Annotated in this window: 25 protein-coding genes; 10 read left to right on the top strand and 15 right to left on the bottom strand. The window is 71.8% G+C overall.

All coding sequences use genetic code 11. The features are described 5' to 3' along the window. Positions 1–15 precede the first annotated feature (15 nt). Entirely contained in the window at positions 16–1,032 is a 1,017-nt protein-coding gene (locus STRTU_RS12865; protein WP_371873585.1) for a LysR family transcriptional regulator, read from the top strand. Positions 1,033–1,118: 86 nt separating this feature from the next. Here the strand turns inward: STRTU_RS12865 and STRTU_RS12860 are convergent, their stop codons facing one another. Then, positions 1,119–1,937, bottom strand: a complete 819-nt coding sequence (locus STRTU_RS12860) for an alpha/beta hydrolase (protein ID WP_159743666.1) — start codon at positions 1,935–1,937, stop codon at positions 1,119–1,121. A gap of 103 nt (positions 1,938–2,040) precedes the next feature. Here STRTU_RS12860 and STRTU_RS12855 point away from each other — a divergent pair, with 103 nt between their 5' ends. Together STRTU_RS12855 and STRTU_RS12850 are read left to right on the top strand one after the other, a co-directional pair. Beyond that, positions 2,041–3,201: an adenosine deaminase gene (locus STRTU_RS12855; protein WP_159743665.1), complete on the top strand. Its 1,161-nt coding sequence runs from the start codon at positions 2,041–2,043 to the stop codon at positions 3,199–3,201. Between the two features lie 141 nt (positions 3,202–3,342). Then, positions 3,343–3,618, top strand: coding sequence for a hypothetical protein (locus tag STRTU_RS12850; RefSeq protein WP_159743664.1), 276 nt, complete (start codon positions 3,343–3,345; stop codon positions 3,616–3,618). A 119-nt stretch (positions 3,619–3,737) separates the two neighbouring features. Here STRTU_RS12850 and STRTU_RS12845 read toward each other — a convergent pair whose 3' ends face one another. The 5 genes from STRTU_RS12845 to afsQ1 all read right to left on the bottom strand — a co-directional run bounded on the left by STRTU_RS12845 (position 3,738) and on the right by afsQ1 (position 7,704). Next, a complete protein-coding gene (locus tag STRTU_RS12845) occupies positions 3,738–3,950 on the bottom strand; it encodes a PspC domain-containing protein (protein ID WP_159743663.1) in 213 nt (70 codons plus the stop codon). 45 nt (positions 3,951–3,995) lie between these two features. Continuing rightward, on the bottom strand, positions 3,996–4,550 hold the full coding sequence (locus STRTU_RS12840; RefSeq protein ID WP_167539239.1) for a VanZ family protein: 555 nt from the start codon (positions 4,548–4,550) through the stop codon (positions 3,996–3,998). A 66-nt stretch (positions 4,551–4,616) separates the two neighbouring features. Beyond that, a complete protein-coding gene (locus tag STRTU_RS12835; protein ID WP_246240415.1) occupies positions 4,617–5,243 on the bottom strand; it encodes a hypothetical protein in 627 nt (208 codons plus the stop codon). Continuing rightward, on the bottom strand, positions 5,240–7,030 hold the full coding sequence (locus STRTU_RS12830) for a sensor histidine kinase (RefSeq protein WP_159743662.1): 1,791 nt from the start codon (positions 7,028–7,030) through the stop codon (positions 5,240–5,242). The genes STRTU_RS12835 and STRTU_RS12830 overlap by 4 nt, the downstream gene beginning before the upstream one ends. Then, complete coding sequence (afsQ1, locus tag STRTU_RS12825; RefSeq protein ID WP_026169550.1) at positions 7,027–7,704, bottom strand: two-component system response regulator AfsQ1; 678 nt, start codon at positions 7,702–7,704, stop codon at positions 7,027–7,029. The genes STRTU_RS12830 and afsQ1 overlap by 4 nt, the downstream gene beginning before the upstream one ends. Before the next feature lie 226 nt (positions 7,705–7,930). On the opposite strand from afsQ1, the gene STRTU_RS12820 reads away from it, so the two are divergent. After that, positions 7,931–8,728 (top strand): SigE family RNA polymerase sigma factor, encoded by a 798-nt coding sequence (locus STRTU_RS12820; RefSeq protein WP_159743660.1) that lies wholly within the window; start codon positions 7,931–7,933, stop codon positions 8,726–8,728. 285 nt (positions 8,729–9,013) lie between these two features. On the opposite strand, the gene STRTU_RS12815 is transcribed toward STRTU_RS12820, so the two are convergent. After that, positions 9,014–9,658 (bottom strand): uridine kinase family protein, encoded by a 645-nt coding sequence (locus tag STRTU_RS12815; protein WP_159743659.1) that lies wholly within the window; start codon positions 9,656–9,658, stop codon positions 9,014–9,016. 157 nt (positions 9,659–9,815) lie between these two features. On the opposite strand from STRTU_RS12815, the gene STRTU_RS12810 reads away from it, so the two are divergent. Beyond that, the gene (locus STRTU_RS12810) at positions 9,816–10,217 is read left to right on the top strand and encodes a hypothetical protein (RefSeq protein WP_159743658.1); all 402 of its coding nucleotides are present in this window, start codon (positions 9,816–9,818) and stop codon (positions 10,215–10,217) included. Between the two features lie 116 nt (positions 10,218–10,333). Here the strand turns inward: STRTU_RS12810 and STRTU_RS12805 are convergent, their stop codons facing one another. From STRTU_RS12805 to deoC, 3 genes are read right to left on the bottom strand one after another with little or no spacing between them, the layout of a single operon-like run. After that, the gene (locus tag STRTU_RS12805; protein ID WP_174878856.1) at positions 10,334–11,203 is read right to left on the bottom strand and encodes an aldehyde dehydrogenase family protein; all 870 of its coding nucleotides are present in this window, start codon (positions 11,201–11,203) and stop codon (positions 10,334–10,336) included. Further along, positions 11,196–12,626, bottom strand: a complete 1,431-nt coding sequence (locus STRTU_RS12800) for an aldehyde dehydrogenase family protein (protein WP_159743657.1) — start codon at positions 12,624–12,626, stop codon at positions 11,196–11,198. The genes STRTU_RS12805 and STRTU_RS12800 overlap by 8 nt, the downstream gene beginning before the upstream one ends. Before the next feature lie 7 nt (positions 12,627–12,633). Continuing rightward, a complete protein-coding gene (deoC, locus tag STRTU_RS12795; protein ID WP_174878954.1) occupies positions 12,634–13,629 on the bottom strand; it encodes a deoxyribose-phosphate aldolase in 996 nt (331 codons plus the stop codon). A gap of 213 nt (positions 13,630–13,842) precedes the next feature. On the opposite strand from deoC, the gene STRTU_RS12790 reads away from it, so the two are divergent. Next, a complete protein-coding gene (locus STRTU_RS12790; protein ID WP_159743656.1) occupies positions 13,843–14,466 on the top strand; it encodes a PH domain-containing protein in 624 nt (207 codons plus the stop codon). A gap of 347 nt (positions 14,467–14,813) precedes the next feature. Here the strand turns inward: STRTU_RS12790 and STRTU_RS12785 are convergent, their stop codons facing one another. The 3 genes from STRTU_RS12785 to STRTU_RS12775 all read right to left on the bottom strand — a co-directional run bounded on the left by STRTU_RS12785 (position 14,814) and on the right by STRTU_RS12775 (position 18,229). Then, the gene (locus STRTU_RS12785; RefSeq protein ID WP_159743655.1) at positions 14,814–16,496 is read right to left on the bottom strand and encodes a phospho-sugar mutase; all 1,683 of its coding nucleotides are present in this window, start codon (positions 16,494–16,496) and stop codon (positions 14,814–14,816) included. A 293-nt stretch (positions 16,497–16,789) separates the two neighbouring features. Further along, a complete protein-coding gene (locus STRTU_RS12780; RefSeq protein WP_018089217.1) occupies positions 16,790–17,611 on the bottom strand; it encodes a purine-nucleoside phosphorylase in 822 nt (273 codons plus the stop codon). Positions 17,612–17,791: 180 nt separating this feature from the next. Then, complete coding sequence (locus STRTU_RS12775; RefSeq protein WP_159743654.1) at positions 17,792–18,229, bottom strand: gamma-glutamylcyclotransferase family protein; 438 nt, start codon at positions 18,227–18,229, stop codon at positions 17,792–17,794. 139 nt (positions 18,230–18,368) lie between these two features. Between STRTU_RS12775 and STRTU_RS12770 the strand changes: the two genes are divergently transcribed. Together STRTU_RS12770 and STRTU_RS12765 are read left to right on the top strand one after the other, a co-directional pair. Continuing rightward, entirely contained in the window at positions 18,369–19,814 is a 1,446-nt protein-coding gene (locus STRTU_RS12770; protein ID WP_159743653.1) for an NAD(P)H-quinone dehydrogenase, read from the top strand. Between the two features lie 308 nt (positions 19,815–20,122). Then, the gene (locus STRTU_RS12765; protein ID WP_159743652.1) at positions 20,123–21,109 is read left to right on the top strand and encodes a DeoR/GlpR family DNA-binding transcription regulator; all 987 of its coding nucleotides are present in this window, start codon (positions 20,123–20,125) and stop codon (positions 21,107–21,109) included. A gap of 58 nt (positions 21,110–21,167) precedes the next feature. On the opposite strand, the gene STRTU_RS12760 is transcribed toward STRTU_RS12765, so the two are convergent. Continuing rightward, positions 21,168–21,803 (bottom strand): TetR/AcrR family transcriptional regulator, encoded by a 636-nt coding sequence (locus tag STRTU_RS12760; protein ID WP_371873584.1) that lies wholly within the window; start codon positions 21,801–21,803, stop codon positions 21,168–21,170. Between the two features lie 347 nt (positions 21,804–22,150). Here STRTU_RS12760 and STRTU_RS12755 point away from each other — a divergent pair, with 347 nt between their 5' ends. Beyond that, entirely contained in the window at positions 22,151–23,335 is a 1,185-nt protein-coding gene (locus tag STRTU_RS12755; RefSeq protein WP_159746880.1) for an alpha/beta hydrolase, read from the top strand. A gap of 76 nt (positions 23,336–23,411) precedes the next feature. Here the strand turns inward: STRTU_RS12755 and STRTU_RS12750 are convergent, their stop codons facing one another. Next, positions 23,412–25,181 carry an acetyl/propionyl/methylcrotonyl-CoA carboxylase subunit alpha gene (locus STRTU_RS12750; protein ID WP_159743651.1) on the bottom strand — a complete coding sequence of 590 codons (1,770 nt, stop codon included), beginning with the start codon at positions 25,179–25,181 and terminating at the stop codon, positions 23,412–23,414. Between the two features lie 482 nt (positions 25,182–25,663). On the opposite strand from STRTU_RS12750, the gene STRTU_RS12745 reads away from it, so the two are divergent. Then, a complete protein-coding gene (locus tag STRTU_RS12745; protein WP_246240412.1) occupies positions 25,664–26,143 on the top strand; it encodes a hypothetical protein in 480 nt (159 codons plus the stop codon). The last annotated feature ends 3 nt before the right edge of the window (positions 26,144–26,146 follow it).

The raw sequence follows: 26,146 nt of genomic DNA, 5'->3' as shown, positions 1-26,146 counted from the left end.
GGCATAATCGATGCTGTGGCACATGATCGCAGGTCGCAAGGGCCTCTGTTGCAAGGTCGCAACAGAAAAGACACCGCAGGTTCGGGCCCGGCCGGGGTGGACACGGGCGAGGTGGCCGAACTCGGCGCCGACTCGTGGGCGGTGACCCTCGCCCCGCGGATCGCCCAGTTCACCGCCGTCGCCCGGCACGAACACGTCACCCGCGCCGCCCAGGAGCTCGGGATGCCGCAGCCGACGCTCAGCCGGGCCATCGTCCGCCTGGAGGAGGACCTGGGCGTCGCCCTCTTCGCCCGGCACGGCCGCACCCTCTCGCTCACCCCGGCGGGCCGCGCCTTTCTCGCCGCCACCGAACGGGCGTTGACAGACCTGGAGCGGGCGACGGAGTCCGTACGGGCCGATGTCGATCCGGCCGCCGGGAAGGTGGCGTTCGGCTTCCTGCACACCCTCGGGCCGGAGACCGTGCCGGGCCTGATCCGCAGCTTCCGCGCCGACCATCCGCGCGTCCGCTTCCAGCTCGTCCAGAACTACGGCGAGGCCATGATCGAGCGGCTGCGGGCCGGCGACCTCGATCTGTGTCTGACCTCGCCGGTGCCCGACTACCCGGACCTGGTCGCCCGACGCCTCGATGAGCAGAAGCTGCGCCTGGTCGTCCCGGACGATCATCCGCTGGCCGCCCGTAAGCGGATCCGGCTCGCGGAGGCCGCCGGGGAGCTGTTCGTGACCCTCGAACCGGGCTACGGGCTGCGCCGGATCACCGACGCGCTGTGCGCCGAGGCGGGATTCACGCCACGGGTCGCGTTCGAGGGGGAGGAGGCCGAGACGCTGCGCGGGCTGGTCGCGGCCGGGCTGGGGGTGGCCCTGCTCCCGCCGCCGGCCGTCCCCCGCCCCGGCGTCGCCGAGCTGACCGTCACGGCACCGCGCGCGGTCCGCGAGATCGGCGTCGCCTGGCTCGACGGCCATCCGGACACCCCGCCGGTGGCCGCGTTCAAGAAGTTCCTGCTGAGCCGGCGGGGGCGGTTGTTGCCCAGGTGACGGGGCCGGCGGCCGGGGCGGCCGCTGCCAGGGGGACGGGCGCGGCGGCCGGGGCGTCAGCGTCGCTGTCGGTGCCGCCGGTGCTGTCAGTGCCGCAGTGACGCCCCGAAGCCCGCGGCCAGTGGCATCCGCAGGCCCAACGGCGGCGGGGCGGCCAGCGCGTCCTTCACCGGTCTGGCATAGCCCCGGGCGAACAGCGAACCGAGCATGAAGTCCGTTGCCAGGGCCAGGACTTCGGTCCGGTGCTGATGCAGCGAATGGCCGTCGGAGTGCACCTCGAAGCGGCAGATGTCGCGGTTGACCTTCTTGGCGCGCTCGGCGTAGCGGTAGGACAGATCGGGGTCGGTGCGTTCGTCGTTGGTGCCGTGGATGAGCAGGACCTGCCGGCCGATGAGCTGTTTCACCGGATCGGGCTGCTCGTCGCCGTCCCGGTGCGGGTCGGGCAGCCAAGGGGCGATCGCCAGCACGGAGTGGACGGCCGGATGGCCCGCGGCGTGCAGCGCGGCGCGGGCGCCCATGCCCGTGCCGACGAGGCAGACCGGCACATCGCCGTAGCGGCGGACCACCTCGTCCAGGGCCCAGTCCGCATCCCGGGCCGGATGGGCGTCGGGGCCGTTCCAGCCGCTGCAGCGGTAGCGGACGACATGGGCCGTCAGGCCCTCGGGGCGCCCGGCCTTCGCCAGTCGGACCGCCAGCGGGCGCACCGCCAGGGTGGCCACCGGGGACGGGCGCCGTATCCCGGTCGGTCCGCCGCCCGGCAGTAACAGCGCGACCCCGCTCACCTCCCGGCCGGTGCCGCGCCCGCCACCCCTCCACCGGAGCGCGTCGCGCGCCCCTTCTTTGCCGGCCGTTCCCAGCGGTTTTCCCAGCCGGGCCTCACGCACCGGCAGCGCTTGCTGAGCCATGACCAGAACGATGGCAGAAGGAGGCCCGCCGGCCACCCCGCGGACGGGTCACCTTTATGTATCGTTCGCTGAGTTCTACGCGCGTAGGGGCTAGAGTGCCGAAATGACGAGCGAGACCACCACCCTGCCGACCAGTGAACAGATCCTCCGCGCCCCCAAGGTGCTGCTCCACGATCACCTCGACGGCGGCCTGCGCCCCACCACCATCGTCGAGCTGGCCCGCGAGAACGGCTATGAGGGGCTGCCCGAGACCGACCCGGAAAAGCTCGGGGTCTGGTTCCGTGAGGCCAGTGACTCCGGCTCGCTGGAGCGCTATCTGGAGACCTTCGCCCACACCTGCGCCGTCATGCAGACCCGCGACGCCCTGGCCCGGGTGGCCGCCGAGTGCGCCGAGGACCTGGCCGCCGACGGCGTGGTCTACGCCGAGGTCCGGTACGCGCCCGAACAGCACCTGGAGCAGGGGCTGACCCTCGAAGAGGTCGTCGAGGCGGTCAACGAGGGCTTCCGCGAGGGCGAACGGCGGGCCCGCGAGAACGGCCACCGCATCCGCGTCGGCGCACTGCTGACCGCCATGCGGCACGCCGCCCGCGCCCTGGAGATCGCCGAACTCGCCAACCGCTACCGGGACACCGGCGTCGTCGGCTTCGACATCGCGGGCGCCGAGGCCGGCTACCCGCCCACCCGCCACCTCGACGCGTTCGAGTACCTCAAGCGGGAGAACAACCACTTCACCATCCACGCCGGTGAGGCCTTCGGTCTGCCGTCGATCTGGCAGGCCCTCCAGTGGTGCGGCGCCGACCGCCTCGGCCACGGCGTCCGGATCATCGACGACATCGAGGTCGCCGACGACGGCTCGGTCAAGCTCGGCCGGCTCGCCTCGTACGTACGGGACAAGCGCATCCCGCTGGAGATGTGCCCCACCTCCAACCTCCAGACCGGTGCCGCCCCTTCCTACGCCGAGCACCCCATCGGCCTGCTGCGCCGGCTGCAGTTCCGGCTCACGGTCAACACCGACAACCGGCTGATGAGCCACACGTCCATGACCGAGGAATTCGAGCACCTGGTCAAGACATTTCGATACACGCTCGATGACATGCAGTGGTTTACAGTCAATGCGATGAAATCAGCGTTCATTCCTTTCGATGAACGTCTGGCCATGATCAATGACGTGATCAAGCCTGGTTACGCGGAACTCCGGGCCGAGTGGCTGTTCCGTCCGGCGCTCGCAACGCCCCCTGTGAGCAGCGCTTCTGACCCTGCGTGAGGGATGGCGCGAGCCTATAGCGCAACGGCCGGTGGAATGTCCACCGGCCGTTTTTTCTTTCCTCGTGGCTGTTTGCGGCGCCGGTTGCCGCCTCAGTAGGTTGATTTGCCGGTCAAGCCCCCATCACGAGGACGTAATTCGATGAAGCAGGGAACCATCAAGACTCTCGGTACCGTCGCGCTCGGTGCCGCTTTCGTCGTCACCGCCGCTGGCGTCGCCAGCGCGGCCCCGGCGGCCGACACCACCGGAGTGCTGAAGAGCCTGCCGGTGAAGGACGCCACCAAGACCGTCTCCGGGCTCACCAAGGCCAAGCCGGCCGGCAATGACGTCAAGACCAAGCTCAACTCCCAGGGCAACAAGCTGCTGGGCGGTCTGCCGACCAACGCCGTCACCAAGAACCTTCCCCTGGGCGCCTGATCCCGCCACCCGGCTCGTCTTCCAGGGACGCGCCCTGCGCCGTGCCCCGGCCGAACGCTCTCGTGCGTACGGCCGGGGCACCGCCATGTGTCAGGGAACCGGGCGGGTCACTGGGCGGGTCACCAGGCGGCGGCGCCGGTGGAGGTCTTCTCCTCCGAGGGGAGGAATATCCACAGCGCCAGGTAGACCAGGAACTGCGGGCCGGGCAGCAGACACGAGACCACGAACAGCACACGCATCGTCGTCGGCGTCATACCGAAGCGACGGGCCAGGCCCGCGCACACTCCGGCGATCACTCGGTTGTTGCGGGGGCGGACCAGTGCGGCGGCCATGAGGACGGCTCCTTTACGACTCGGTGGGGCGTTTGCCCCGATGTCTCAAAGGTAGGTCCGGCCGCCGGAGAGAGCATCAGCCTGTGGGGCCAGTTCGACCCTGGGGATCCTCGGGGTTACCTCCCCGAGATCCCCGTACCGGCGACGCAGCCGGCGCCGGGCCCCGGGGACCACCGCCAGGTGCACCACGGCCACCCCGAGGGAGCTGAGCAGCACCGAGTCGATGTCCGGGACCCGGCCGGGCACCCCTGACTGCAGCAGCTCGATGGCCAGCGAGATCATCGCCGCGGCGAACACCGTGCGGGTCCAGGACACCAGTGGCGAAACGTTCAGCCGCCCCGCGGAGAGCGGCAGCAGCACCCCCAGCGGCGCCAGCAGCAGCATCGAGCTGCCCAGATGCTGTACGGCGTCCCAGGACACTCCGTGCACCAGCTCGGCCCGGATCGTCGCCAGCGGTTGGAGGTTCGCGGCGGGCACCCAGGGCACCGTGCGGGGACGCAACGTCAGCCAGCCGACGGCAAGCAGATGCGCCACAAGGAGGAGAAGTCCGGTGACGCGCATACGGGGAACGGCGGTGGTGCCGGGGCCATGACGCTGCACACAGGCCAGGACGCGGCAGGCGGTGGCTGCGGTTCCGCCCAATTGGGCCCGTCTTGGTCCGCCGGGTCAGCCCGCTTCCGGCAACGTGTCTCCCCACCCGGCGTTCTCTGCTATGTCCGGATTGGCCAGCACATCCGCCGAGCAGTCGTAGCGGTGCGCGGCGGTGTCGTCCGGTCCGCCGAGCACCGCGGCGTGTTTCCGGCCCAGCGCGGGGCTCGCCCCGTAGGTGCACACCAGCTGCGCCAGGGCGAACGAGGGCAGATCGTCCGGCCGGATGCTCAGCCGCAGCGCCTGCGCGGGGTCGTCCGCGCGGGGCGCCGTGACCTTCAGATCCTGGGGCAGCGCGGTGCTGAAACCGGCCCGGTCCTCCGCGGACGAGGGCCGCCGCTGCAGCTCCTTGAGCAGCACACGGGCGGTCGGCAGCGGTGGCTCGGTGGTCGCCGAGCTCTTGGGCAGCGACACCGCCCGCTCCACCTGGGCCAGCGCCGAGCCGCACACCAGATAGACGGTGGCCCGGCTCCCGCCGGGCGGGTTCGGGGCCGGCTCGCTCGCCGGGGCCTTGCAGCTCACCCGCGAGGGCGCGCCACCCGCATCGACCGGTACCGACGTGCCCCGGATCCCGCAGCCCGCGGCGGCGAGCGCGAGCGCCGCCACGGCAGCGGTGCGCCGCCCCGTCCGCCTGATCGGCGTCATCGCCCGTCCTCCGTGCCCTCATCGGCCGCGCGGGCCGTGCCGCGGTCCCCGCGGTCGCCGTCCGTCAGCGGCGCGGCGTCCATCGGCAGCCGCAGGGTGAAGACCGCGCCGCCCTCGGGGAGGTTGGCCGCGGTGATCTCCCCGCCGTGGATATGTGCGTTCTCCAGCGCGATCGACAGGCCCAGACCGCTGCCCTCCGACCGCGGCCGGGACGCGCTGGCCTTGTAGAAGCGGTCGAAGACATGCGGAAGGACTTCTTCCGGGATGCCGGGGCCGTGATCCCGTACGCGGATCACCAGCTTGCCGCCCACGGGCGGCTGCCCGGACACCTCCGTCCCCTCCTGCTCCGTACCGGCTTCCGGCCCGCCGGACGCGGGCGGCGCGGCCGGTCCGCCGGTAACGGCCGTGCTGCCCGTCCTGCCGCCCGCACCGTCCCCCGGCACCTCCTCGGTGTGCACCGAGACCCGCACCGGCGAGCCACCGTGTTTGAGGGCGTTGCCGATCAGATTCGCCAGGATGACATCGAGCCGCCGCGGGTCCAGACGGGCCACGATGCCGCGGTCCGCGTCCAGCTCGACCGCGTCCAGCCAGGCCCGTGCGTCGACACAGGCGGTCACCTGGTCCGCGACATCGACATCGTCCAGCACCAGCCGGGCCGTCCCCGCGTCGAAGCGGGTGACCTCCATCAGGTTCTCCACCAGGTCGTTCAGCCGCCGGGTCTCGCTGACCACCAGCTGCACGGCCGGCGCGATCATCGGGTCGAGGGAGTCCGCCTCCTCCTCCAGCACCTCGGAGACCGCGGTGATCGCGGTCAGCGGCGTCCGCAGCTCGTGCGACATATCGGCGACGAACCGCCGGGACGCCGCCTCGCGCCCGCTCAGCTCCTCGACCCGGTGCTCCAGCCGCTCCGCCGTACGGTTGAACGTCCGGGACAGATCGGCCAGTTCATCCGTGCCGGTCACCCGCAGCCGGGTGTCCAGCCGCCCCTCGCCCAGCTGCCGCGCCGCGTGCCCCAGCCGCTGTACGGGCCGCAGCACGGTCGTCGCCGCGGCCTGCGCCAGCAGCGCCGAGCCGACCAGCGCGAGCGCGGTCGCGATCCCCAGCGACCAGGCCAGCGAGTTGAGGTCCTGCCGCTCGGTGGCCAGCGACTTCATCATGTAGCCGGTGGGCCCGCCGCCGATCACCTTCGCCCCGGCGACGAGATAGGGGGCGTCCCCGACCTCCTTGCGCTGCCAGTACAGATGGTGCGCATAGCGGTTGGACTCGTCGACCTCGCGCACCTCGTTCACCGCGGTACGCAGCGACCGCGGCACACTGTCGAGCGTCAGCAGATTCTTGTTGGTGGTCGCCGCGCAGTCCTTGCCCTCGCGGTCCACCCCGATCAGCAGCACCGCGTAGTTCTGCGGCCCGGCCGCCATCTGCCGCGCCGCGTCCTGCAGTTCGGCACAGCGCGGATGCAGCGGCAGCGACCGCGTACTGTCCTCCAGCGACTTGCGGAAGTCGTTCAGAACGGCGTTCTGGGTGCGCTCCAGAACGGTGTTGCGGTTGAGCCAGTACGCGATGCCCGACGCCGAGACCGCCGCCGTCAGGGCCACCAGCGCGAAGACCACCACCAGCCGCAGCCGCAGACTCGTCCAGCGCAGCAGCCCCGACGCCCGGCGCAGCCCGCGCAGCACCCGCCGCACCCTCGGTCCGGCCGCGGCTCCGGCCTCGGGTCCGGCCGTCTTCCCGGCTTCGCCGCCCGCGCCGTCGTCCGTCGCACCGCCGCCCGCGGAACGTTCCCTCACTGCGGCGAATCCAGCCGGTAGCCGACGCCACGGACCGTACGGATCAGGGTCGGCGAGGACGGTACGTCCTCCACCTTCGCCCGCAGCCGCTGCACACACGCGTCCACCAGGCGCGAGTCGCCGAGGTAGTCGTGCTCCCACACCAGCCGCAGCAGCTGCTGCCGGGACAGCGCCTGACCGGGCCGGCGGCTCAGCTCCAGCAGCAACCGCAGCTCGGTCGGCGTCAGTTGCAGATCCTCGCCGTTCTTGGTGACCGTCATCGCCGACCGGTCGATCACCAGTGAGCCGAACGTCGCCGAATCACTCGATTCCCGCTCGCCCCGGCGCAGCACGGCCCGGATCCGGGCGTCCAGCACCCGCCCCTGGACCGGTTTGACGACATAGTCGTCGGCGCCGGACTCCAGCCCCACCACGACGTCGATGTCATCGTTACGCGCGGTGAGCAGGATGATGGGCAGCTGGTCCGTACGCCTGATCCGCCGGCACACCTCGAAACCGTCGATGCCCGGCAGCATCACATCCAGCACGATCAGGTCCGGGCGCTGCTCACGCAGCAGTTTCAGGCCGTCCTCGCCCGTCGCCGCGGTCACCACACGGTGACCCTGGCGCGACAGCGAGAGTTCGAGGGCCGTGCGGATGGCGTCGTCGTCCTCGATCAGCAACAGGAAAGGCACGCCAGCCATTCTGGCCCATGGGACGCCGGGACATCGACCAGTGGCGCCCTCGTACACAAGGCCCCCGCGCGCGGGCTCCCGCGACGCGCTGCCCAGGGCCCTGTGACAGGCCTGTGACAGTCGACGGACAACGCGATGAAACTGGCTTGGCAGTCTTTTGGGCACCGGGAGAGATCAACAACCCGGGAGACACCGAACGAGCTGGCTCTACGACGGGGGGCGCGCGATGAACACACTGCACGGCACCACTTCCAGCGCAGTTATCACACGACTCCACGACGTCGTCCGGCCCGGCGAGAAGTCCGGTGGCGTGCGGGGTTGCACCCGCAGCACCGGTCGTCAGCGGCCGCCCTTCAAGGTGGCCATCGACGCGACGACGGTGGAGATCGACCCGGGGCACGGGGGCAAGGCTGCCCACGGGGGAGAAAACGGGGGACACACCGGGGGAGCGGCATACAGGGAGGCCACGGGGGAACGGCGTTCCCCGGCGGAGACGGCGGAGGCCGAAGCGGCCTTCACCGCCTACGTCCAGGAGCGCCGGGCCTCCCTGTACGCCACCGCCTACCACCTGACCGGCGACCGCTACGAGGCCGAGGACCTGCTGCAGAGCGCGCTGTTCTCGACCTACCGGGCGTGGGACCGGATCAGCGACAAGGCGGCGCTGGGCGGCTATCTGCGCCGCACCATGACCAACCTGCACATCAGCGCCTGGCGCCGGCGCAAGCTCAACGAGTACCCGACCGAGGAACTGCCGGAGACGGCCGGCGACGTGGACGCGATGCGCGGCACCGAGCTGCGCGCCGTGCTGTGGCAGGCGCTGGTCCGGCTGCCCGAGACGCAGCGCACGATGCTGGTGCTGCGCTACTACGAGGGCCGCACGGACCCGGAGATCGCGGACATTCTCGACATCAGTGTCGGCACGGTGAAGTCGAGCATCTGGCGCGCGCTGCGCCGGCTGCGCGAGGACGAGGTCCTCAGCTTCGGCCGTGACGAGGAGGAGTCCTTCGGCGAGCTGGTGGCCTGAAGGAACGGGGGAGCCCGAGGGGGGCCCAGGGGGGAACGCCCGAGGGGGAACGGGGATACGGGGGAGCCGGCCGAAGCGGAGTGATCCACGGGGGCCGGACGTATCGGGGGATACGGGGGAAACACGGGGGCGCGGGGGAGCCCGGGGAGAAGAGAGCGGGTTCGGACGGCCGGGGGGTCTGTCCGAGCCCGCTTCTTCATGTCCGCTTCTCCGCGTCGGCGCATTCTCCGTGCCTGCGTCTTCGTGTCTGCGTCTTCGTGTCTGCGCAGAGGCTGACGCGACCCGTCAGGGACGAACGGCCGCGCCCACCGCGTCCGGTGTCCCCGCGGCCGATATCCGGGCCAGCGCCTCCGGCTTGGCGCAGGGGTGCGCGCCCAGGGCGGTGTGCCGGGCGACCACCGACCGCTCGGCGCGCAGCAGCCGCAGTCCGCGACGGACCAGGTACGGGGCGGACTTGCGGCCCTCGCGCAGATCCCGGGTCAGGCGTCGGCGGAAGGTGGTGGCGGGGCGGCCGCGCAGGCACAGCGCATCGGCCAGCAGCCCCGCGGCCCGGCAGTCCGCGATGACCTCGGCCGCGAAGATGCCCTCCGCGATGAACAGCGGGGCGGCGCCCAGATCGAGCCCCGACGCGCCGACCCGGGAACTGGTCGCGATGTCGTACACCGGAACGTCGGCCCGCCCCGTACGGCACAGCGCGCTGATGGCCGTGAGGGCGGCGCCGGCGTCCCAGGACAGCGGCGCGTCCCAGTCGGGGCCGCCGCCGTCGGGCAGTTGCGGCAGTGTCGGGTCCGTCCCCTCCTTGTAGAAGTCGTCGAGGTTGAGGACGGGGAGGCCGCTGCGCGCGGCCAGGGACGTCTTGCCAGAGCCCGAGGGGCCGGTCAGCAGAAGGACCCGGGCGACCGGCGGGCGGGTGGCGGTGTGGGAGCTCACGGGCAGCCATTGTCGCGTATTGCGCCGAGTGGGGTACCCCTGGCGCGCGAGGTGGCCCGGCCCCCGCCCCCTCAACTACGCTACGCAGTCAATTGATTACCCGACTGTCTTGACTCGCACAGCACTTCGACTCCTTCGATCCACAGGCAGGTGGCACATGCCCTCCCATGCGCGTCCCAAGCCCAGCCGCGTTCCGCGCGCCTTGCTGCGGGCCGGACTGGTGGTCTCCGCCGCCGGCGCCGCGCTCGCGGCGGGCGGCGCGGCGACGGCGAGCGCGGCACCGGCCGCCTCGGACCTCACCACCGACACCGGCGCCGCCGCCTCGGGCCTGACCGGCGCCCTGTTGCACTCCGCGGGCGGCGGCCTCGCCCCGGTCAAGAACCTCCAGCTGAACCCGCTGGCCAACACGGCCGTCGACCCGCTCGCCAACGCCGTGAGCACCCAGATCGCCGACTTCAAGCCGGTGAGCACCACGCTGCTGACCGGCGCCCTGTCGAAGGGCGCCGCGCTCAAGGACCTGCCGCTCGTGGGGCAGGTGACGAGGGTGCTGCCGGGGTGATGACGGGGCGCCACTTCCCTGTCACGGCATACGAATACGGTGCGGGGCCCCACCAGGAAGGCGGGGCCCCGCACCGTATTTCCGCGCGTGCCGTCAGGGCATGGAGACGGGCGGGCCTACACCCCCATGGGATGCCAGACCGTCTTCGTCTCCAGGAAGGCCAGCAGGCGGCCGGTGCCGGGGTCGGCGGTCCAGTTCGCCGGCGCCGGGCGGAGGACGCGCTTGAGGTTGTCGGCCGCGGCCGTCTCCAGGTCCTTCGCCAACGCCTCGTCGGCGCCCGCGAGATCGAGGGCGTTGACGCCCTGGTGGGCGGCGAGCGGGGCGGACAGCTCCGCGGTGCGGCCGGACAGGATGTTGACCACGCCGCCCGGGAGGTCGGAGGTGGCGAGCACCTCGGCCAGGGAGAGGGCGGGCAGCGGGGCGTTCTCGGCGGCCGCCAGGACCACCGTGTTACCGGTGACGATCGCCGGGGCGATCACCGAGACCAGGCCGAGGAACGACGACTCCTGCGGGGCCAGCACCGCGACCACACCGGTCGGCTCCGGGGCGGAGTGGTTGAAGTACGGCCCGGCCACCGGGTTGGCGCCGCCGGCGATCTGGGCGACCTTGTCGGACCAGCCCGCGTACCAGACCCAGCGGTCGATCGCCGCGTCCACCTGGGCCGCGGCCTTGGCCTTCGACAGGCCCTCGGCCGCGGCGACCTCGGCGGTGAACTGGTCGCGGCGGCCCTCCAGCATCTCGGCGACGCGGTAGAGGATCTGGCCGCGGTTGTAGGCCGTGGCGCCGGACCAGCCGCCGAACGCCTTACGGGCGGCGACCACCGCGTCCCGGGCGTCCTTGCGGGAGGCCAGCGGGGCGTTGGCGAGCCATGTGCCCTTCGAGTCGGTCACCTCGTACACCCGCCCGCTCTCGGACCGGGGGAACTTGCCCCCGACGTACAGCTTGTAGGTCTTGAAGACGGAGAGTCGGCCAGTCAGCTCAGACATTGAGGTACGCCTCCAGACCGTGCCGGCCGCCCTCGCGGCCGTAGCCCGACTCCTGATAGCCGCCGAAGGGCGAGGCCGGGTCGAACTTGTTGAACGTGTTGGACCAGATGACGCCCGCGCGCAGCTGGTTCGCCATCCACAGCATCCGCGAGCCCTTCTCCGTCCAGATACCGGCGGAGAGGCCGTACGGGGTGTTGTTGGCCTTCTCCACGGCCTCCGCGGGGGTGCGGAAGGTCAGCACGGAGAGCACCGGGCCGAAGATCTCCTCGCGGGCGATGCGGTGCGCCTGGGTGACGCCGGTGAACAGCGTCGGGGCGAACCAGTAGCCGGTGGTGGGGAGTTCACAGGACGGCGACCAGCGCTCGGCGCCCTCGGCCTCGCCCGCGTCGGCCAGCGCGGTGATCCGGGCCAGCTGCTCGGCGGAGTTGATGGCGCCGATATCGGTGTTCTTGTCGAGCGGATCACCCACGCGCAGGGTCCGCATCCGGCGCTTGAGGGCGTCCAGCACCTCGTCGGCCACCGACTCCTGGACCAGCAGACGGGAGCCCGCGCAGCAGACATGGCCCTGGTTGAAGAAGATGCCGTTGACGATGCCCTCGACGGCCTGGTCCAGGGGCGCGTCGTCGAAGACGATGTTCGCCGCCTTGCCGCCCAGCTCCAGGGTCACCTTCTTGTCGGTGCCGGCGACCGTACGGGCGATGGCCTTGCCGACCTCGGTGGAGCCGGTGAAGGCCACCTTGTTGACGTCGGGGTGGGCGACCAGCGCGGCGCCGGTGGAGCCGTCGCCGGTGAGGATGTTGACGACGCCCTTAGGCAGGCCCGCCTGGCGGCAGATGTCCGCGAAGAACAGGGCGGACAGCGGGGTCGTCTCGGCGGGCTTCAGGACGACCGTGTTGCCGGTCGCCAGCGCCGGGGCGATCTTCCACGCCAGCATCAGCAAGGGGAAGTTCCAGGGGATGACCTGGCCCGCGACGCCCAGGGGGCGGGGGTTCGCGCCGTAGCCCGCGTGGTCGAGCTTGTCGGCCCAGCCCGCGTAGTAGAAGAAGTGCGCGGCGACCAGCGGCAGATCGGCGTCCCGGGACTCACGGATCGGCTTGCCGTTGTCGAGCGACTCCAGCACGGCCAGCTCGCGCGAGCGCTCCTGGATGATCCGGGCGATCCGGAACAGGTACTTGGCCCGCTCGGCACCGGGCAGCGCGGACCACTTCTCAAATGCCTTACGAGCGGCCTTCACGGCGCGGTCGACGTCGTCGGCGCTCGCCTGGGCGACCTCGGAGAGGACCTCCTCGGTCGACGGGGAGACGGTCTTGAAGACCTTGCCGTCGGAGGCCGGGGCGAACTCGCCGTCGACGAACAGGCCGTAGGACGGCGCGATGTCGACGACCGCGCGGGACTCGGGTGCGGGTGCGTAATCGAAGGTCATGGGAGCCTCAGTCCACCGTGACGTAGTCGGGGCCGGAGTAGCGGCCGGTGCTGAGCTTCTGGCGCTGCATCAGCAGGTCGTTGAGGAGGCTGGAGGCGCCGAAGCGGAACCAGTCGGCGGTCAGCCAGGGCTCGCCGAGCGTCTCGTTGACCATGACCAGGTACTTGATCGCGTCCTTGGTCGTACGGATACCGCCGGCCGGCTTCACCCCTACCTGGACACCGGTCGCGGCGTGGAAGTCGCGGACCGCCTCCAGCATCAGGAGGGTGACGGGCGGGGTCGCGTTGACGGCGACCTTGCCGGTCGAGGTCTTGATGAAGTCGGCGCCCGCGAGCATCGCCAGCCAGGAGACCCGGCGGACGTTGTCGTACGTCTGGAGCTCACCGGTCTCGAAGATGACCTTGAGGTGGGCGGCGCTGCCATCGGGGCGGGCGCACGCCTCCTTGACGGCCTTGATCTCCTCGAAGACGTCCATGTAGCGGCCGGAGAGGAAGGCGCCCCGGTCGATCACCATGTCGATCTCGTCGGCACCGGCCGCGACCGCGTCCCGGGTGTCGGCGAGCTTGACCGGCAGCGCGGCGCGGCCCGCGGGGAAGGCGGTGGCGACGGACGCGACATGGATGCCGGAGTCGCCCAGCGCCTCCTTGGCCGTTGCGACCATGTCCGGGTAGACACAGATCGCCGCGACCTTGGGGCTGGTGCGGTCGGTGGGGTCGGGGTGGATGCCCTTGGCGCACAGCGCCCGGACCTTCCCCGGGGTGTCCGCGCCTTCGAGGGTCGTCAGGTCGATCATCGAGATGGCGAGATCGATGGCGTACGCCTTCGCCGTCGTCTTGATCGAGCGGGTGCCGAGGGTGGCGGCGCGGGCCTGCAGGCCGACCGCGTCGACGCCCGGGAGGCCGTGGAGGAAGCGGCGCAGCGCACCGTCGTCGGCGGTCACGTCCGCCATTGACGCCAGACGCCCCGCGGCTTCCTTGCCGTATGCGGGAACAGTGATGGGCATGGTCACGAGGGGAGCATATCTACGCGCGTAGCACCATGTCATCCCCTTCGGCCGTCCGAATCCGGCCGGGTGGACGGCGCCGATCCCGGCAGCGTGCCCGGTGGGGGCGCCGGGCGGGACCGCCGTAACTGGCCGCGATGCGCCCGCACTCCGTGCCCGAATGATGCCGTAACGCAATGTCCGGCATCCGGACGGTCAGGCAGAATCGGCCTCATGACGAGCCAGGACCGGACCACCCCGCCTCAGCAGCAGTACGCGGAGCGCAGCTACCGCTCGCCCGCGGCCCTCGTCGGCGGCGCACTGCTCCTCCTGCTCGGACTCTGGCTCGGCGGCGACGCACTGCTGCGCGGCGTCCCGCACACCAAGCTCACCGCGCTGTTCGCGCTGCTCCTCGGGGTGCCGCTGGTGTTCGCCTTCACCCTGCGGCCGCTGGTCAGGGCGGGCGAGGACCGGCTGACGGTGCGGAATCCGTTCCGCACGATCACGCTGCCGTGGGGCGCGGTGGAGGACCTGCGGGCGGCGTTCTCCGCCGAGGTGTTCACCAGCGGCGGCAAGTACCAGTTGTGGGCCATCCCGGTCTCGCTGCGGCAGCGCAAGAAGGTCAGCCGCCAGGCGGCCCGCGGCTCCGCGCCCCGGCCCCGCTTCGGGCTGAACGCCGACACCGGCCCGGTGCCGCGCGCCATGGCCGACCAGTCCCTCGACGAGCTCCGCGACCTCAAGGAGCGCGCCGCCCACCGAGAGAGCGCCCAGGGGGAGCCGGTGGTGCGGTGGGCGTACGGGGTTCTGGTGCCGATGGTGGTGGGGGCGGTGGGGGTGGCGGTGATGGTGGCGGTTTAAGGGGCTGAGCCTGGGTCTGGGGCTGGGCTTCGGGGCGGGAGCCTCGGGCTGTGGTTGCGGCCAGAGTCGGGAGCCTCGGGCCGTGGTGGGGGCCAGGTATTGGCGCGCGCCCCAGGGTTGTTTCCCCGCCGCCCACCCCGGTGTTGTTGTTTCCCCGCCGCCCACCCCCCTTCGGGGGGTGGGCGGGTGTAGAGGTGAGGTGCGGAAGCTGAGGAGCAGGGCCAGGGGCAGAGGCATCGGCAGCGCTGGAGGCAGCGGCAGCCTGAGCGGCAGAGGCGCGGAGCGTACGGCGTCGTACGGCTCCGCAGCGGCCTCGCGCAGACGCGAGCGTCAGCCCCCGCCGCCCCTCAGATCCCCGCCGCCTCCGCCAGATCCCGCTTGATCGACGCCAGCGCCGCCGCGGCCTTCGTACGGGCCTTTGGCAGGGACTGGGGCGAGGTCACCGGGACCACGACCTCCAGGTAGCACTTGAGCTTGGGCTCGGTGCCGCTGGGGCGGACCACCACGCGGGCGGCCTCGACCCCGGACTCCGGCGAACCGGACAGGTAGTAGCGCAGCCCGTCGGTCGGCGGCAGCGTCTCCGTGCCCTGCGTCAGATCGTCGGCCCGGGTCACGGACAGGCCCGCCAGCGCGGTCGGCGGCTGTGCGCGCAGCCTGCGCATCGCGTCGGCGATCAGCGACAGGTCCTCGACCCGGACCGAGAGCTGGTCGGTGGCGTGCAGCCCGAATTCCAGCGCGAGGTCGTCCAGCAGGTCGCTGAGGGTGCGGCCGGACCGCTTGAGTTCCGCGGCCAGCTCGGTGATCAGCAGGGCCGCGGTGACGCCGTCCTTGTCGCGTACGCCCTCCGGGTCGACGCAGTAGCCGAGCGCCTCCTCGAACGCGTACCGCAGACCGTCCACCCGGGCCAGCCACTTGAAGCCGGTCAGCGTCTCCTCGTACGGGAGGGAAGCGGCGGCCGCGATACGGGACAGCAGCTGGGAGGAGACGATCGTCGTCGCGAAGGTGCCGTTCGCCTGCTTGCTCACCAGGTGGGCGGCGAGCAGCGCGCCGACCTCGTCGCCGCGCAGCATCCGCCAGCCGTCCGGCGTGCCGGGGGCGGGGACGGCGACGGCGCAGCGGTCCGCGTCGGGGTCGTTGGCGATGACGATGTCGACCTCACCCGCGCCCTGCGCACGGGCGGTGGCGAACGCCAGGTCCATCGCGCCCGGCTCCTCCGGGTTGGGGAAGGCGACCGTCGGGAAGTCCGGGTCCGGCTCGGCCTGTTCCGCGACGATGACCGGCGCCGGGAATCCGGCCCGTGCGAAGGCGGCGACGAGGGTGTCCCGGCCGACGCCGTGCAGGGGTGTGTAGACGACCTTGGTGTCCCGGGGGGAGCCGGGCGTCAGTACCGCGTCCGTACGCGCCAGATAGGCGTTCAGGACCGCCTCGTCGAGGGTTTCCCAGCCGGCCTCGGGGCGCGGTACGCCGGCCAGCGGGCCGACCGCGGCGATCTGGTCGGCGATCTCGTCGTCCGCGGGCGGCACGATCTGGGAGCCGTCGCCCAGGTAGACCTTGTAGCCGTTGTCGCGCGGCGGGTTGTGGCTGGCGGTGACCTCGACACCGGCCACCGCGCCCAGGTGCCTTATCGCGAACGCCAGGACCGGGGTGGGCAGCGGGCGCGGCAGCAGCGCGGCGCGCAGACCCGCGCCGACCATCACGGCCGCCGTGTCACGGGCGAAGTCGGCGCTCTTGTGCCGTGCGTCGTAGCCGATGACGACCAGGCCCGAGCCGTCGCCCTGCGCCTTGAGGTACCCGGCGAGGCCGGCCGCCGCCCGGATGACCACGGAGCGGTTCATCCGCATCGGGCCCGCGCCCAGCTCGCCGCGCAGCCCGGCGGTGCCGAACTGGAGGGTGCCGGCGAACCGGGCGGCCAGCTCGTCGGTGTCCTCGGCGTCGATGAGCTTGGCGAGCTCGTCCCGGGTCTCCGGGTCGGGGTCCTCGGCCAGCCAGGTCTGGGCCCGGTTGATCAGCTCCGCGGGATCGGTAGCCACGTGATGCTCCTGAGGGTGGATACGGGTGGGGGCGCGCTGGGGACGGCTGAGGAGGCAGAGCCCTCTCGGCTCGTCACGCATACCCGGTACGCGGGTAGGGGGAGCCGTGAAACCGGCCAATGCCACTGGATGGCAGCGCGCGGGGGCGGTCCGCGCCGCGCGGCGGGGGACCGGCGGACAGCCGACAGGACCGGTACGGCGGTGACGGCGGCGGGGCGGCCCGGCGGGTACGGGGCACCCGCCGTGGCCGTCAGCCGTCGTCGTCCGGTGCGGCGCCGGGGCGCCGCGGGGGCTCAGAGCTTGCCGAGCACCTGGGCGAGCAGGCTGCCCATCCGGGTCGCGGAGTCGCGGCCGGCCTGCAGCACCTCTTCGTGGTTGAGCGGCTCGCCCGTCATACCGGCGGCGAGGTTCGTCACCAGAGACAGCCCGAGCACCTCGGCGCCGGCCTCGCGCGCCGCGATGGCCTCCAGGACCGTGGACATGCCGACCAGGTCGGCGCCCAGGGTCCGGATCATCTTGATCTCGGCCGGGGTCTCGTAGTGCGGGCCGGGGAACTGGGCGTAGACGCCCTCCTCCAGGCTCGGGTCGACCTCCTTGCACAGCGCGCGCAGCCGCGGCGAGTACAGGTCCGTCAGGTCGACGAAGTTCGCGCCGACGATCGGGGAGGTGGCGGTCAGGTTGAGGTGGTCGCTGATCAGGACCGGCTGGCCGGGGCGCATGCCCTCGCGCAGACCGCCGCACCCGTTGGTGAGCACCACGGTCTTGCAGCCGGCCGCCACGGCGGTACGGACGCCGTGCGCGACCGCGGCGACCCCGCGGCCTTCGTAGTAGTGGGTACGGCCCAGGAAGACCAGCGCCCGCTTCGCACCCACCTGGTACGAGCGGATCGTGCCGCCGTGCCCGGCGACGGCCGGCGCCGGGAATCCGGGCAGCTCGGTGACGGGGAATTCGTGCTCGGGCGCGCCCAGGGCCTCGGCGGCCGGAGCCCAGCCGGAGCCCATCACCAGGGCGACGTCATGGGTCTCGGCGCCGGTCAGCTCACGCAGACGGGCGGCGGCGTCGGCGGCGGCACCCTGGGGGTCGCGCGCGATGTCCGGAGTAACAGATGCGTTCACGCGGACGAGGGTAGCCGGTAATGCCCTACGCGCGTAGATGTCGCTGCTCACGGTGCTGGGATCGCATGGTTGTGGCATCTGCCAAAGGCGGGCTCCCGGGCGCGTCGCGACACCCGTACGGCGGCGTGCCCGGCCGTGCCCGCCCATGGCCGGAACCGGCAGCCGCGCCGGGCCGTCCCGTCAGCAAGGCCGCTTGCGCAGCTCCATCACATAGTCGTGCGGCGCGCCCGCCGACTCCGCGGCATCCGCGATCTCGCCCAGGTAGCGGGCCGACGGCAGACCGCCCTCATAGCCGTTGAGGACGTAGATCCACGCCGCCTCGTCGCCTTCGAGGGTGTGCACCCGCACCCGCATCCGGCGGTAGATGTCCATGCCGACGCCCTCCCAGCGGTCCATGGACTCCTCGTCCATGGGCGCGATGTCGTAGAGCGCGACGAAGAGCTGGGAGCCGGGCGATTCGACGACCGTCGCCAGCGCGCCTTCCCAGCCCATCTGCTCGCCGCCGAAGGTGAGCCGCCAGCCGCTGAGCCAGCCGGTGCCGCGCAGCGGCGAGTGCGGTGCGCGGCGGGACATCAGCCGCGCGTCGAGGTTGCCGGCGTACGCGGCGTAGAGCGACATGGTTCCGAGGGTACGGGAGGTTGCCCGTCGGGCTCGTGGTACCGGAGGTCCGGACGGGAGACCTGGTGGAGCGCGCTCCGCCGCCCCTCCAGGACGGAGGGCGCCCCCGGGCGAGAGTGACGTACGGGCGTGCGGGACAATGGAGTACGTGACTCGGATCGTGATCATCGGTGGTGGACCCGGCGGCTACGAAGCGGCCCTGGTGGCGGCTTCTCTCGGCGCGGAGGTGACCGTCGTCGACTGCGACGGTCTGGGCGGGGCGTCGGTGCTGACCGACTGCGTGCCGTCGAAGACGCTGATCGCCACGGCCGAGGTGATGACGACCTTCGACTCCTCGTACGAGGAGCTGGGCATCATCGTCGAGGACGACACGCCGCATGTGGACCGGCCCGCCCGGGTCGTCGGCGTCGACCTCGGCAAGGTCAACCGACGGGTCAAGCGGCTCGCGCTCGCCCAGTCGCATGACATCACCGCCTCCGTGACCCGCGCCGGCGGCCGGGTCATGCGCGGCCGCGGGCGGCTGGAGCCGGGCCAGGCGCCGGACGGCTCCCGCAAGGTCACGGTCACCGCCGCCGACGGCACCTCCGAGGGGCTGATCGCGGACGCGGTGCTGATCGCCACCGGCGCGCACCCCCGCGAGATCCCGGACGCGCTCCCCGACGGTGAGCGGATCCTGAACTGGACGCAGGTCTACGACCTCGACGAGCTGCCCGAAGAGCTGATCGTGGTCGGTTCGGGTGTCACCGGCGCCGAGTTCGCCGGTGCCTACCAGGCGCTCGGCTCCCGCGTCACCCTCGTCTCCTCCCGCGACCGCGTGCTCCCGGGTGAGGACCCGGACGCCGCCGCCGTCCTGGAGGACGTCTTCCGCCGCCGCGGCATGAACGTCATGTCGCGCTCCCGGGCCCAGTCCGCCAAACGGGTCGGCGACCGCGTCGAGGTCACGCTGGCCGACGGCCGCACGATCTCCGGTACGCACTGCCTGATGGCGGTCGGCTCCATCCCCAACACCGAGGGCATCGGCCTGGAAGCGGCCGGCGTCAAGCTCAAGGAGTCCGGCCACATCTGGACCGACAAGGTCTCCCGCACCAGCGCCCAGGGCGTGTACGCGGCCGGCGACTGCACCGGCATCTTCGCGCTGGCGTCCGTCGCCGCGATGCAGGGCCGGATCGCGATGTACCACTTCCTCGGTGACGCGGTCACCCCGCTGAACCTCAAGACGGTCTCCGCCAACGTCTTCACCGACCCGGAGATCGCCACGGTCGGTTACTCCCAGGCCGATGTCGACAGCGGCAAGATCGACGCCCGGGTCGTGAAGCTCCCGCTGCTGCGCAACCCGCGGGCCAAGATGCAGGGCATCCGCGACGGCTTCGTGAAGCTGTTCTGCCGCCCCGGCACCGGCATCGTCGTCGGCGGTGTGGTCGTCTCCCCGCGCGCCAGTGAGCTGATCCATCCCATCTCGATCGCGGTCGACAACAATCTGACCGTCGAGCAGATCGCCAATGCCTTCACGGTCTATCCGTCGCTGTCCGGTTCGATCGCCGAGGTCGCCCGCCAGCTGCACTCGCGCAAGGCGGACAGCGAGTAGCCCCGGTCAGTGCGCCCGTCGGTGTGCGGCAAGCGGAGGACGGCCACGGTCGATTCTTTGTGCCACCGGTGAGCACTTGGGATGAAACGTGCCGGCGCGGGGCGGTGTCCGGTTTACGCACCGGCCGGTGGTCGCCGCGCGCCTCAGGCCGACTGACCAGGGGTCAAGCCGATCGTTGCGCCCCGTGGTCCGGCATCCGAACGACATATGCAGACCGCATACCACGTCACGCTCCGCGGTGCGCAGAACTTCCGTTAATTGGTGCAACCTGCTGAAAACAGACGGTCGTTGGCGTTACTGTCAGTTTCGTGTTCGCTGCAGAACGTCGCCAATTGATCCTTGAAATGGTGCGCGCCAATGGAGCCGTATCGCTCCGGGAGCTCGCCCGCGTCGTCCAGACCTCCGAAGTAACCGTACGACGGGACGTGCGGGCGCTGGAGGCAGAAGGGCTGCTCGACCGCCGGCACGGCGGTGCGGTCCTGCCGGGAGGCTTTACCCGCGAATCAGGATTCCCACAGAAATCCCATCTAGCGACCGCGGAGAAGACGGCCATCGCCGATCTCGCGGCCGGCTTCGTCGAAGAGGGCGAGGCCATCGTCGTCGGCGCGGGGACGACCACGCAGGAGCTGGCCCGCCGGCTCGCGCGCGTTCCCGGGCTGACCGTCGTCACCAACTCCCTTCTTGTCGCCCAGGCGTTGGCCCATGCCAACCGCGTCGAGGTCGTGATGACCGGCGGCACCCTGCGCGGCTCCAACTACGCGCTGGTCGGCAGCGGTGCCGAACAGTCCCTCCAGGGCCTGCGGGTCTCCCGCGCCTTCCTGTCGGGCAGCGGTCTGACCGCCGAGCGCGGTCTGTCCACCTCCAACATGCTCTCCGCCAGCGTCGACCGGGCGCTGGTGCAGGCGGCGGGGGAGGTGGTGGTGCTCGCCGACCACACCAAGCTCGGCTCCGACACGATGTTCCAGACCGTGCCGACGGATCTGATCACTCGGCTGGTCACGGACGAGCCGCCGGGCCATGACGACCGCGCCGCCACGGAGCTGCAGGCGCTGGCCGACCAGGGCGTACAGATCGCCGTCGCCAACGGCTCGGGCGTGGCCCGCGGGCCGGGGCAGCCGGGGATGGAGGGCGGCCCGGGGGACCGCAGAGGCCCCCGGCGGGACGTCCCGCTCCCCGGTCAGCGGCGCAACCATCCGCCGGGCGGCGGGGCCGGTGGACCACAGCTCCGCTCGGCCCCGTCCCTGAGTGAGACCTCCGGCGGCCGGGTCGCCGATCTGGCGCCACGGCGGCGCTGAGCGCAGTAGTCGGGGGCGCGTCACCGTGGCGCGCCGGCCCGGCGCGGGGAACCGCCCCTCAGCGGTTCTCCCCCTTCAGCCCGCGCAGGGTGAGCGTCAGCAGCCGGTCGGCGAGCTGGGGGTCGTCCGGGGATTCCTCGACGGCCAGCGCGATGCCGTTGGTCAGCTGCATCAGATCGCTGATGTTCACATCCGGGCGTACCGCCCCGGCCTGCTGGGCCCGGGTCAGCAGCGCACCGCCGGCCTCTCGCATCGGCACGCTGCACCGGGCCATCCCCGAGCTGTCGTCCGCCGATGCCGTCATCAGCGCGCGCGACAGCCCGCGGTAGGTGGTGGCGTGGGTGATGATCGCGCGCAGCCACTCGACCAGCGCGGCGCACGGCTGCGGCGCGTCGGCCAGTTGCCTGGCGTGCGCCAGCAGGGCGTCCACCTCCCCCTGGAAGACCGCGCCCATCAGGGCGGTCCGGTTGGGGAAGTGCCGGTAGAGGGTGCCGATGCCGACGCCGGCGCGGCGTGCGATGTCCTCCAGCGAGGTGTCCGTGCCGTGCTCGGTGAAGGCCGTACGGGCCTCGGTCAGCAGCCGCTCGTAATTGCGGCGGGCATCGGCCCGCATGGGGCGGACGTCCTGCGGCCGCGCCGGTGCGGTCACCGCCGGACCCGTCGTCTGCGGCTGCCCTGCCGTCTCGGTCGCCATCGCCGTCCTCCCTTGACCCGGCCTGGTGCGGCCCGGTGGCTCCAGGATGCCATTGCGCCCTCGGCGGTCGGCCCGGTGCGGTGGGCGGGGCTTAGCGGAGCATGCCTCCGTATCGTGGGAATGGTCCCGCTGCGCCCGGCCGGTGGCCGTCCGGCAGACCGGGGATGAAGTCCCGGCAGCCGCCGGGCGTCGCGCCCCCGAACACCTCATCCGTCCCGCAACGCCGCGTCCGCACGGGCCATCAAACCAGGCGCAATGAGGTTTTCCGGGGGGTTCCGGAGGGCCGGGAGGACGCCGTGACGGACCGCCGGGGAGCGGGCGCGGCGCGGGACATCTGGGGAAACGTCATGGGACTGACCAGCCGATCGCTGTTGTACGCCGTGGCCGCGGTCGCCGTGGTCTGTGTGGGCTTCACGCTCTGGCTGTGGCCGCGGTTCGCGGGGCGCGGGCCGCGGGCGCTGCTGGGGCGGCTCGGCTCGATCGTCGCGGCCCAGCTGACGATCGTGGCGGCGCTCGGGCTCGTGGTGAACGCCAACTTCCAGTTCTACGGGTCGTGGCACGAACTGCTCGGGCTGTACGACGACGCCCCGGCCGCGGTCGGCAAGTGGGGTGACCAGGGAGCGGCCGGGCCGGTCGGCGACCCGTCGAAGGGTCTGGTGCAGAGCTCGGGGCCGGAGGGCCTGAACAAGGTGCACGGGCTGCCGAAGGGCTCGCCGCAGCAGGAGGGCCGGGTCGAGACCGTACGGATCGTCGGCAAGCGGACCCGGGTGGTGAACCCGGCGTATGTCTATCTGCCGCCGCAGTACTTCCAGCCGCAGTTCGCCCGCCAGCGCTTCCCGGTCGTCGTCGCGCTCAGCGGCTACCCGGGCGGCACCTTCCTGCTGGGCCAGCATCTGCGGCTGCCGCAGACGGCGGGGCGGCTGATCCGGGCCGGCAAGATGCAGCCGACCGTCATCGTGATGCTGCGGCCCACCATCGCCCCGCCCCGCGACACCCAGTGTGTCGATGTGCCGGGCGGCCCGCAGGCCGAGACGTTCTTCGCGCGCGATGTGCCGGACGCGCTCCGCTCGCACTACCGCGTCGGCCACGACCCCGGCGGCTGGGGCCTCCTGGGCTACTCCTCGGGCGGCAGCTGCGCCCTCCAGCTCGCCATGCGGCACGACCGTACGTACACCGCGGCGGCCGCCCTGTCGCCCGACTACAAGGTCAGCAACGACGCCACGACCGGCAACCTCTTCGGTGAGGGCCGCGACCGGGTGCGCCGCCGCCAGGAGTACGACCTGATGTGGCGGCTGCGGCATCTGCCCGCGCCCCGGGTGAACGTCCTGGTGGGCACCAGCCGCACCGGCGAGAAGAACTACCCGGCGGCCAGGGACTTCCTCGCCGCCGTCAAACCGCCGATGACGGCGGACTCCGTCGTCCTCCCGCACGGCAGCCACAACTTCGCCACCTGGCGACGCGAACTGCCCGCCGCGCTGGAGTGGATGAGCCGGTCGCTGAGCTTCCCGGAGGACGTGGTGGGGAACTCGTAGCGCGACCGAACGACGCGAGGGGCTCCCGGCGGCACACGCCGGGAGCCCCTCGTCCGTCTGGCGGAGCGCTGTCGCGTCAGTCCTTGATCTCGCAGATCACCGCGCCGGACGTGAGGGCCGCGCCGACCTCGGCGGTCAGGCCCTTGATGGTGCCGGTGCGGTGGGCGTTGAGCGGCTGCTCCATCTTCATCGCCTCCAGGACGACGACCAGCTCGCCCTCGGTGACCTGCTGGCCCTCCTCGACGGCGACCTTGACGACGGTGCCCTGCATCGGGGAGGCCAGCGCATCGCCGGAGGCGGCGCTGCCGGACTTCTTGGCGGCCTTGCGCTTCGGCTTGGCGCCACCGGCGACCGCGGCGCGGGCCAGCGGCATGCCCAGCGAGGACGGCAGCGAGACCTCCAGGCGCTTGCCGCCGACCTCCACGACGACCGTCTCGCGGCTGTCGGCCTCGGCCTCGTCCGCGCCGGGGGCGGCGAACGGGGAGATCTCGTTGACGAACTCGGTCTCGATCCAGCGGGTGTGGACCGTGAACGGGTCCGTGGAGCCGGTGAGTTCGGGGGCGAACGCCGGGTCCTGGACGACCGTGCGGTGGAACGGGATGGCGGTGGCCATGCCCTCGACGGTGAACTCCGCCAGCGCCCGCGCGGCGCGCTGCAGGGCCTGCTGCCGGGTGGCGCCGGTGACGATCAGCTTGGCCAGCAGGGAGTCCCAGGCCGGGCCGATGACGCTGCCGGACTCCACACCCGCGTCCAGGCGGACACCGGGACCGGCCGGTCCCTCGAACTTGGTGACCGTGCCGGGGGCCGGGAGGAAGTTGCGGCCCGGGTCCTCACCGTTGATCCGGAACTCGAAGGAGTGGCCGCGGACCGCTGGGTCGTCGTAGCCGAGCTTCTCGCCGTCGGCGATCCGGAACATCTCACGGACCAGGTCGAGGCCGGTGACCTCCTCGGTGACCGGGTGTTCGACCTGGAGGCGGGTGTTGACCTCCAGGAAGGAGATCGTGCCGTCCTGGCCGACGAGGAATTCACAGGTGCCGGCGCCCTCGTAGCCGGCCTCCTTGAGGATGGCCTTGGACGCGCGGTACAGCTCGGCGTTCTGCTCCTCCGTCAGGAACGGGGCCGGGGCCTCCTCCACCAGCTTCTGGTGGCGGCGTTGGAGCGAGCAGTCACGGGTCGAGACCACGACCACATTGCCGTGCTTGTCGGCCAGGCACTGGGTCTCGACATGCCGCGGACGGTCCAGATACCGCTCCACGAAGCACTCGCCGCGGCCGAAGGCGGCGACCGCCTCGCGCACCGCGGAGTCATACAGCTCCGGAACCTCTTCGAGCGTCCGGGCCACCTTCAGACCGCGGCCGCCGCCACCGAAGGCCGCCTTGATCGCGATGGGCAGGCCGTGCTCCTTGGCGAAGGCCACGACCTCCTCCGAACCGGAGACCGGGTCGGGCGTGCCGGCGACCAGCGGCGCACCGGCGCGCTGGGCGATATGCCGCGCGGCGACCTTGTCGCCGAGGTCACGGATGGCCTGCGGGGGCGGGCCGATCCACGTCAGCCCGGCGTCCAGGACGGCCTGCGCGAACTCGGCGTTCTCCGACAGGAAGCCGTACCCGGGGTGGATGGCGTCCGCGCCCGAATCGGCGGCGGCCGCCAGGACCTTGGCGATGTCCAGGTAACTGGTGGCAGGAGTGTCACCGCCCAAGGCGTACGCCTCGTCTGCCGCGCGTACGTGCAGTGCGTCCCGGTCGGGGTCGGCGTAGACGGCTACGCTGCCGATCCCCGCGTCCCGGCATGCACGGGCAACGCGGACAGCGATTTCGCCACGGTTGGCGATGAGCACCTTGCGCACGATGGGTCCTTCCTTGGCGCTTCGCCGCATCTATTGGATGCCGCGATTTTAGGGACTGGCGACACCGCGTGCCGACCCGTTCCCTGGGGTGAGCTTGCCCACACGGAGTGTGCTCGGGGCGCCAGTGAGGAACCTAAGTCCCCTGGTATCCCAGGGTAGGCCCGGATTCCTGGGCTCCGGCTCGGGTCCTGGTGTGGCTTAGGTCTCGGACTTCTGGCGTCCAGCGGATCGTCAATTCTTTGTGGAGTCCCTACGAATGGGCGAAGGAATCTTTGCGGTCGGCTCCGTCCGTCGGCGCGCCGCCGGCTTCGTCGTCCGCAGTCGTCCCACACCCACTCGTGCACAAGCCTTGCCCCGGGCATTACCCATTAGTAGCGTGCCCATGTCTTCTGTACTCCCGGTAACAGGGATAACGGCGGCAACAGGCGCCCACATGGCGCATCGGGCGGGGCGAACGGCGGAAGTGGGTGAACGGGGTGCGGGTGGCACGACGGCCGGTGGCCTTGGCCGCGGCGGTGGTACTGATCCTGGAAGCGTTCGGGATCGTGCTGCTCAACTGGATTCTGAGCATCGTCGTGGACCGTCAGCAGATGTCGCTGGCCGGTCTGCAGCCCCGCGCGATGTCCACCGGCTCCTGGGTCGGCGGCATCCTCTTCGGCCTCTATCTGCTGTTCTGCGCCGGTGTGCTGCTCCGCAGCGCCCTGCGCGACCGCGCCCCCGGCGGCTTCACCCGTATCGCCCTGATCAGCTGCGCGGTGGTGCACGGCATGCTGGGCGCCTTCGCCATCGGCCTGGTCGGCTGGGTCGCCTTCCTCGCGATGATGGTCGTGCTGGGGCTGCTGGTGCTGACCCTGATGGCGTACGGCGAGGGCGCCACGGGCGAGGCGCGGGGAAACGCGGAAAACCGAAACGCGGAAAACCCCCCGAACGGCGCACCGCCGGTGGCTCCTACTTCCGCCTGACCT

The sequence above is a fragment of the Streptomyces tubercidicus genome, from assembly GCF_027497495.1.
GTDB lineage: Bacteria > Actinomycetota > Actinomycetes > Streptomycetales > Streptomycetaceae > Streptomyces > Streptomyces tubercidicus.
Note: the sequence above shows the minus strand (reverse complement) of the source record. Positions and strands in the feature narration are given on the sequence as shown.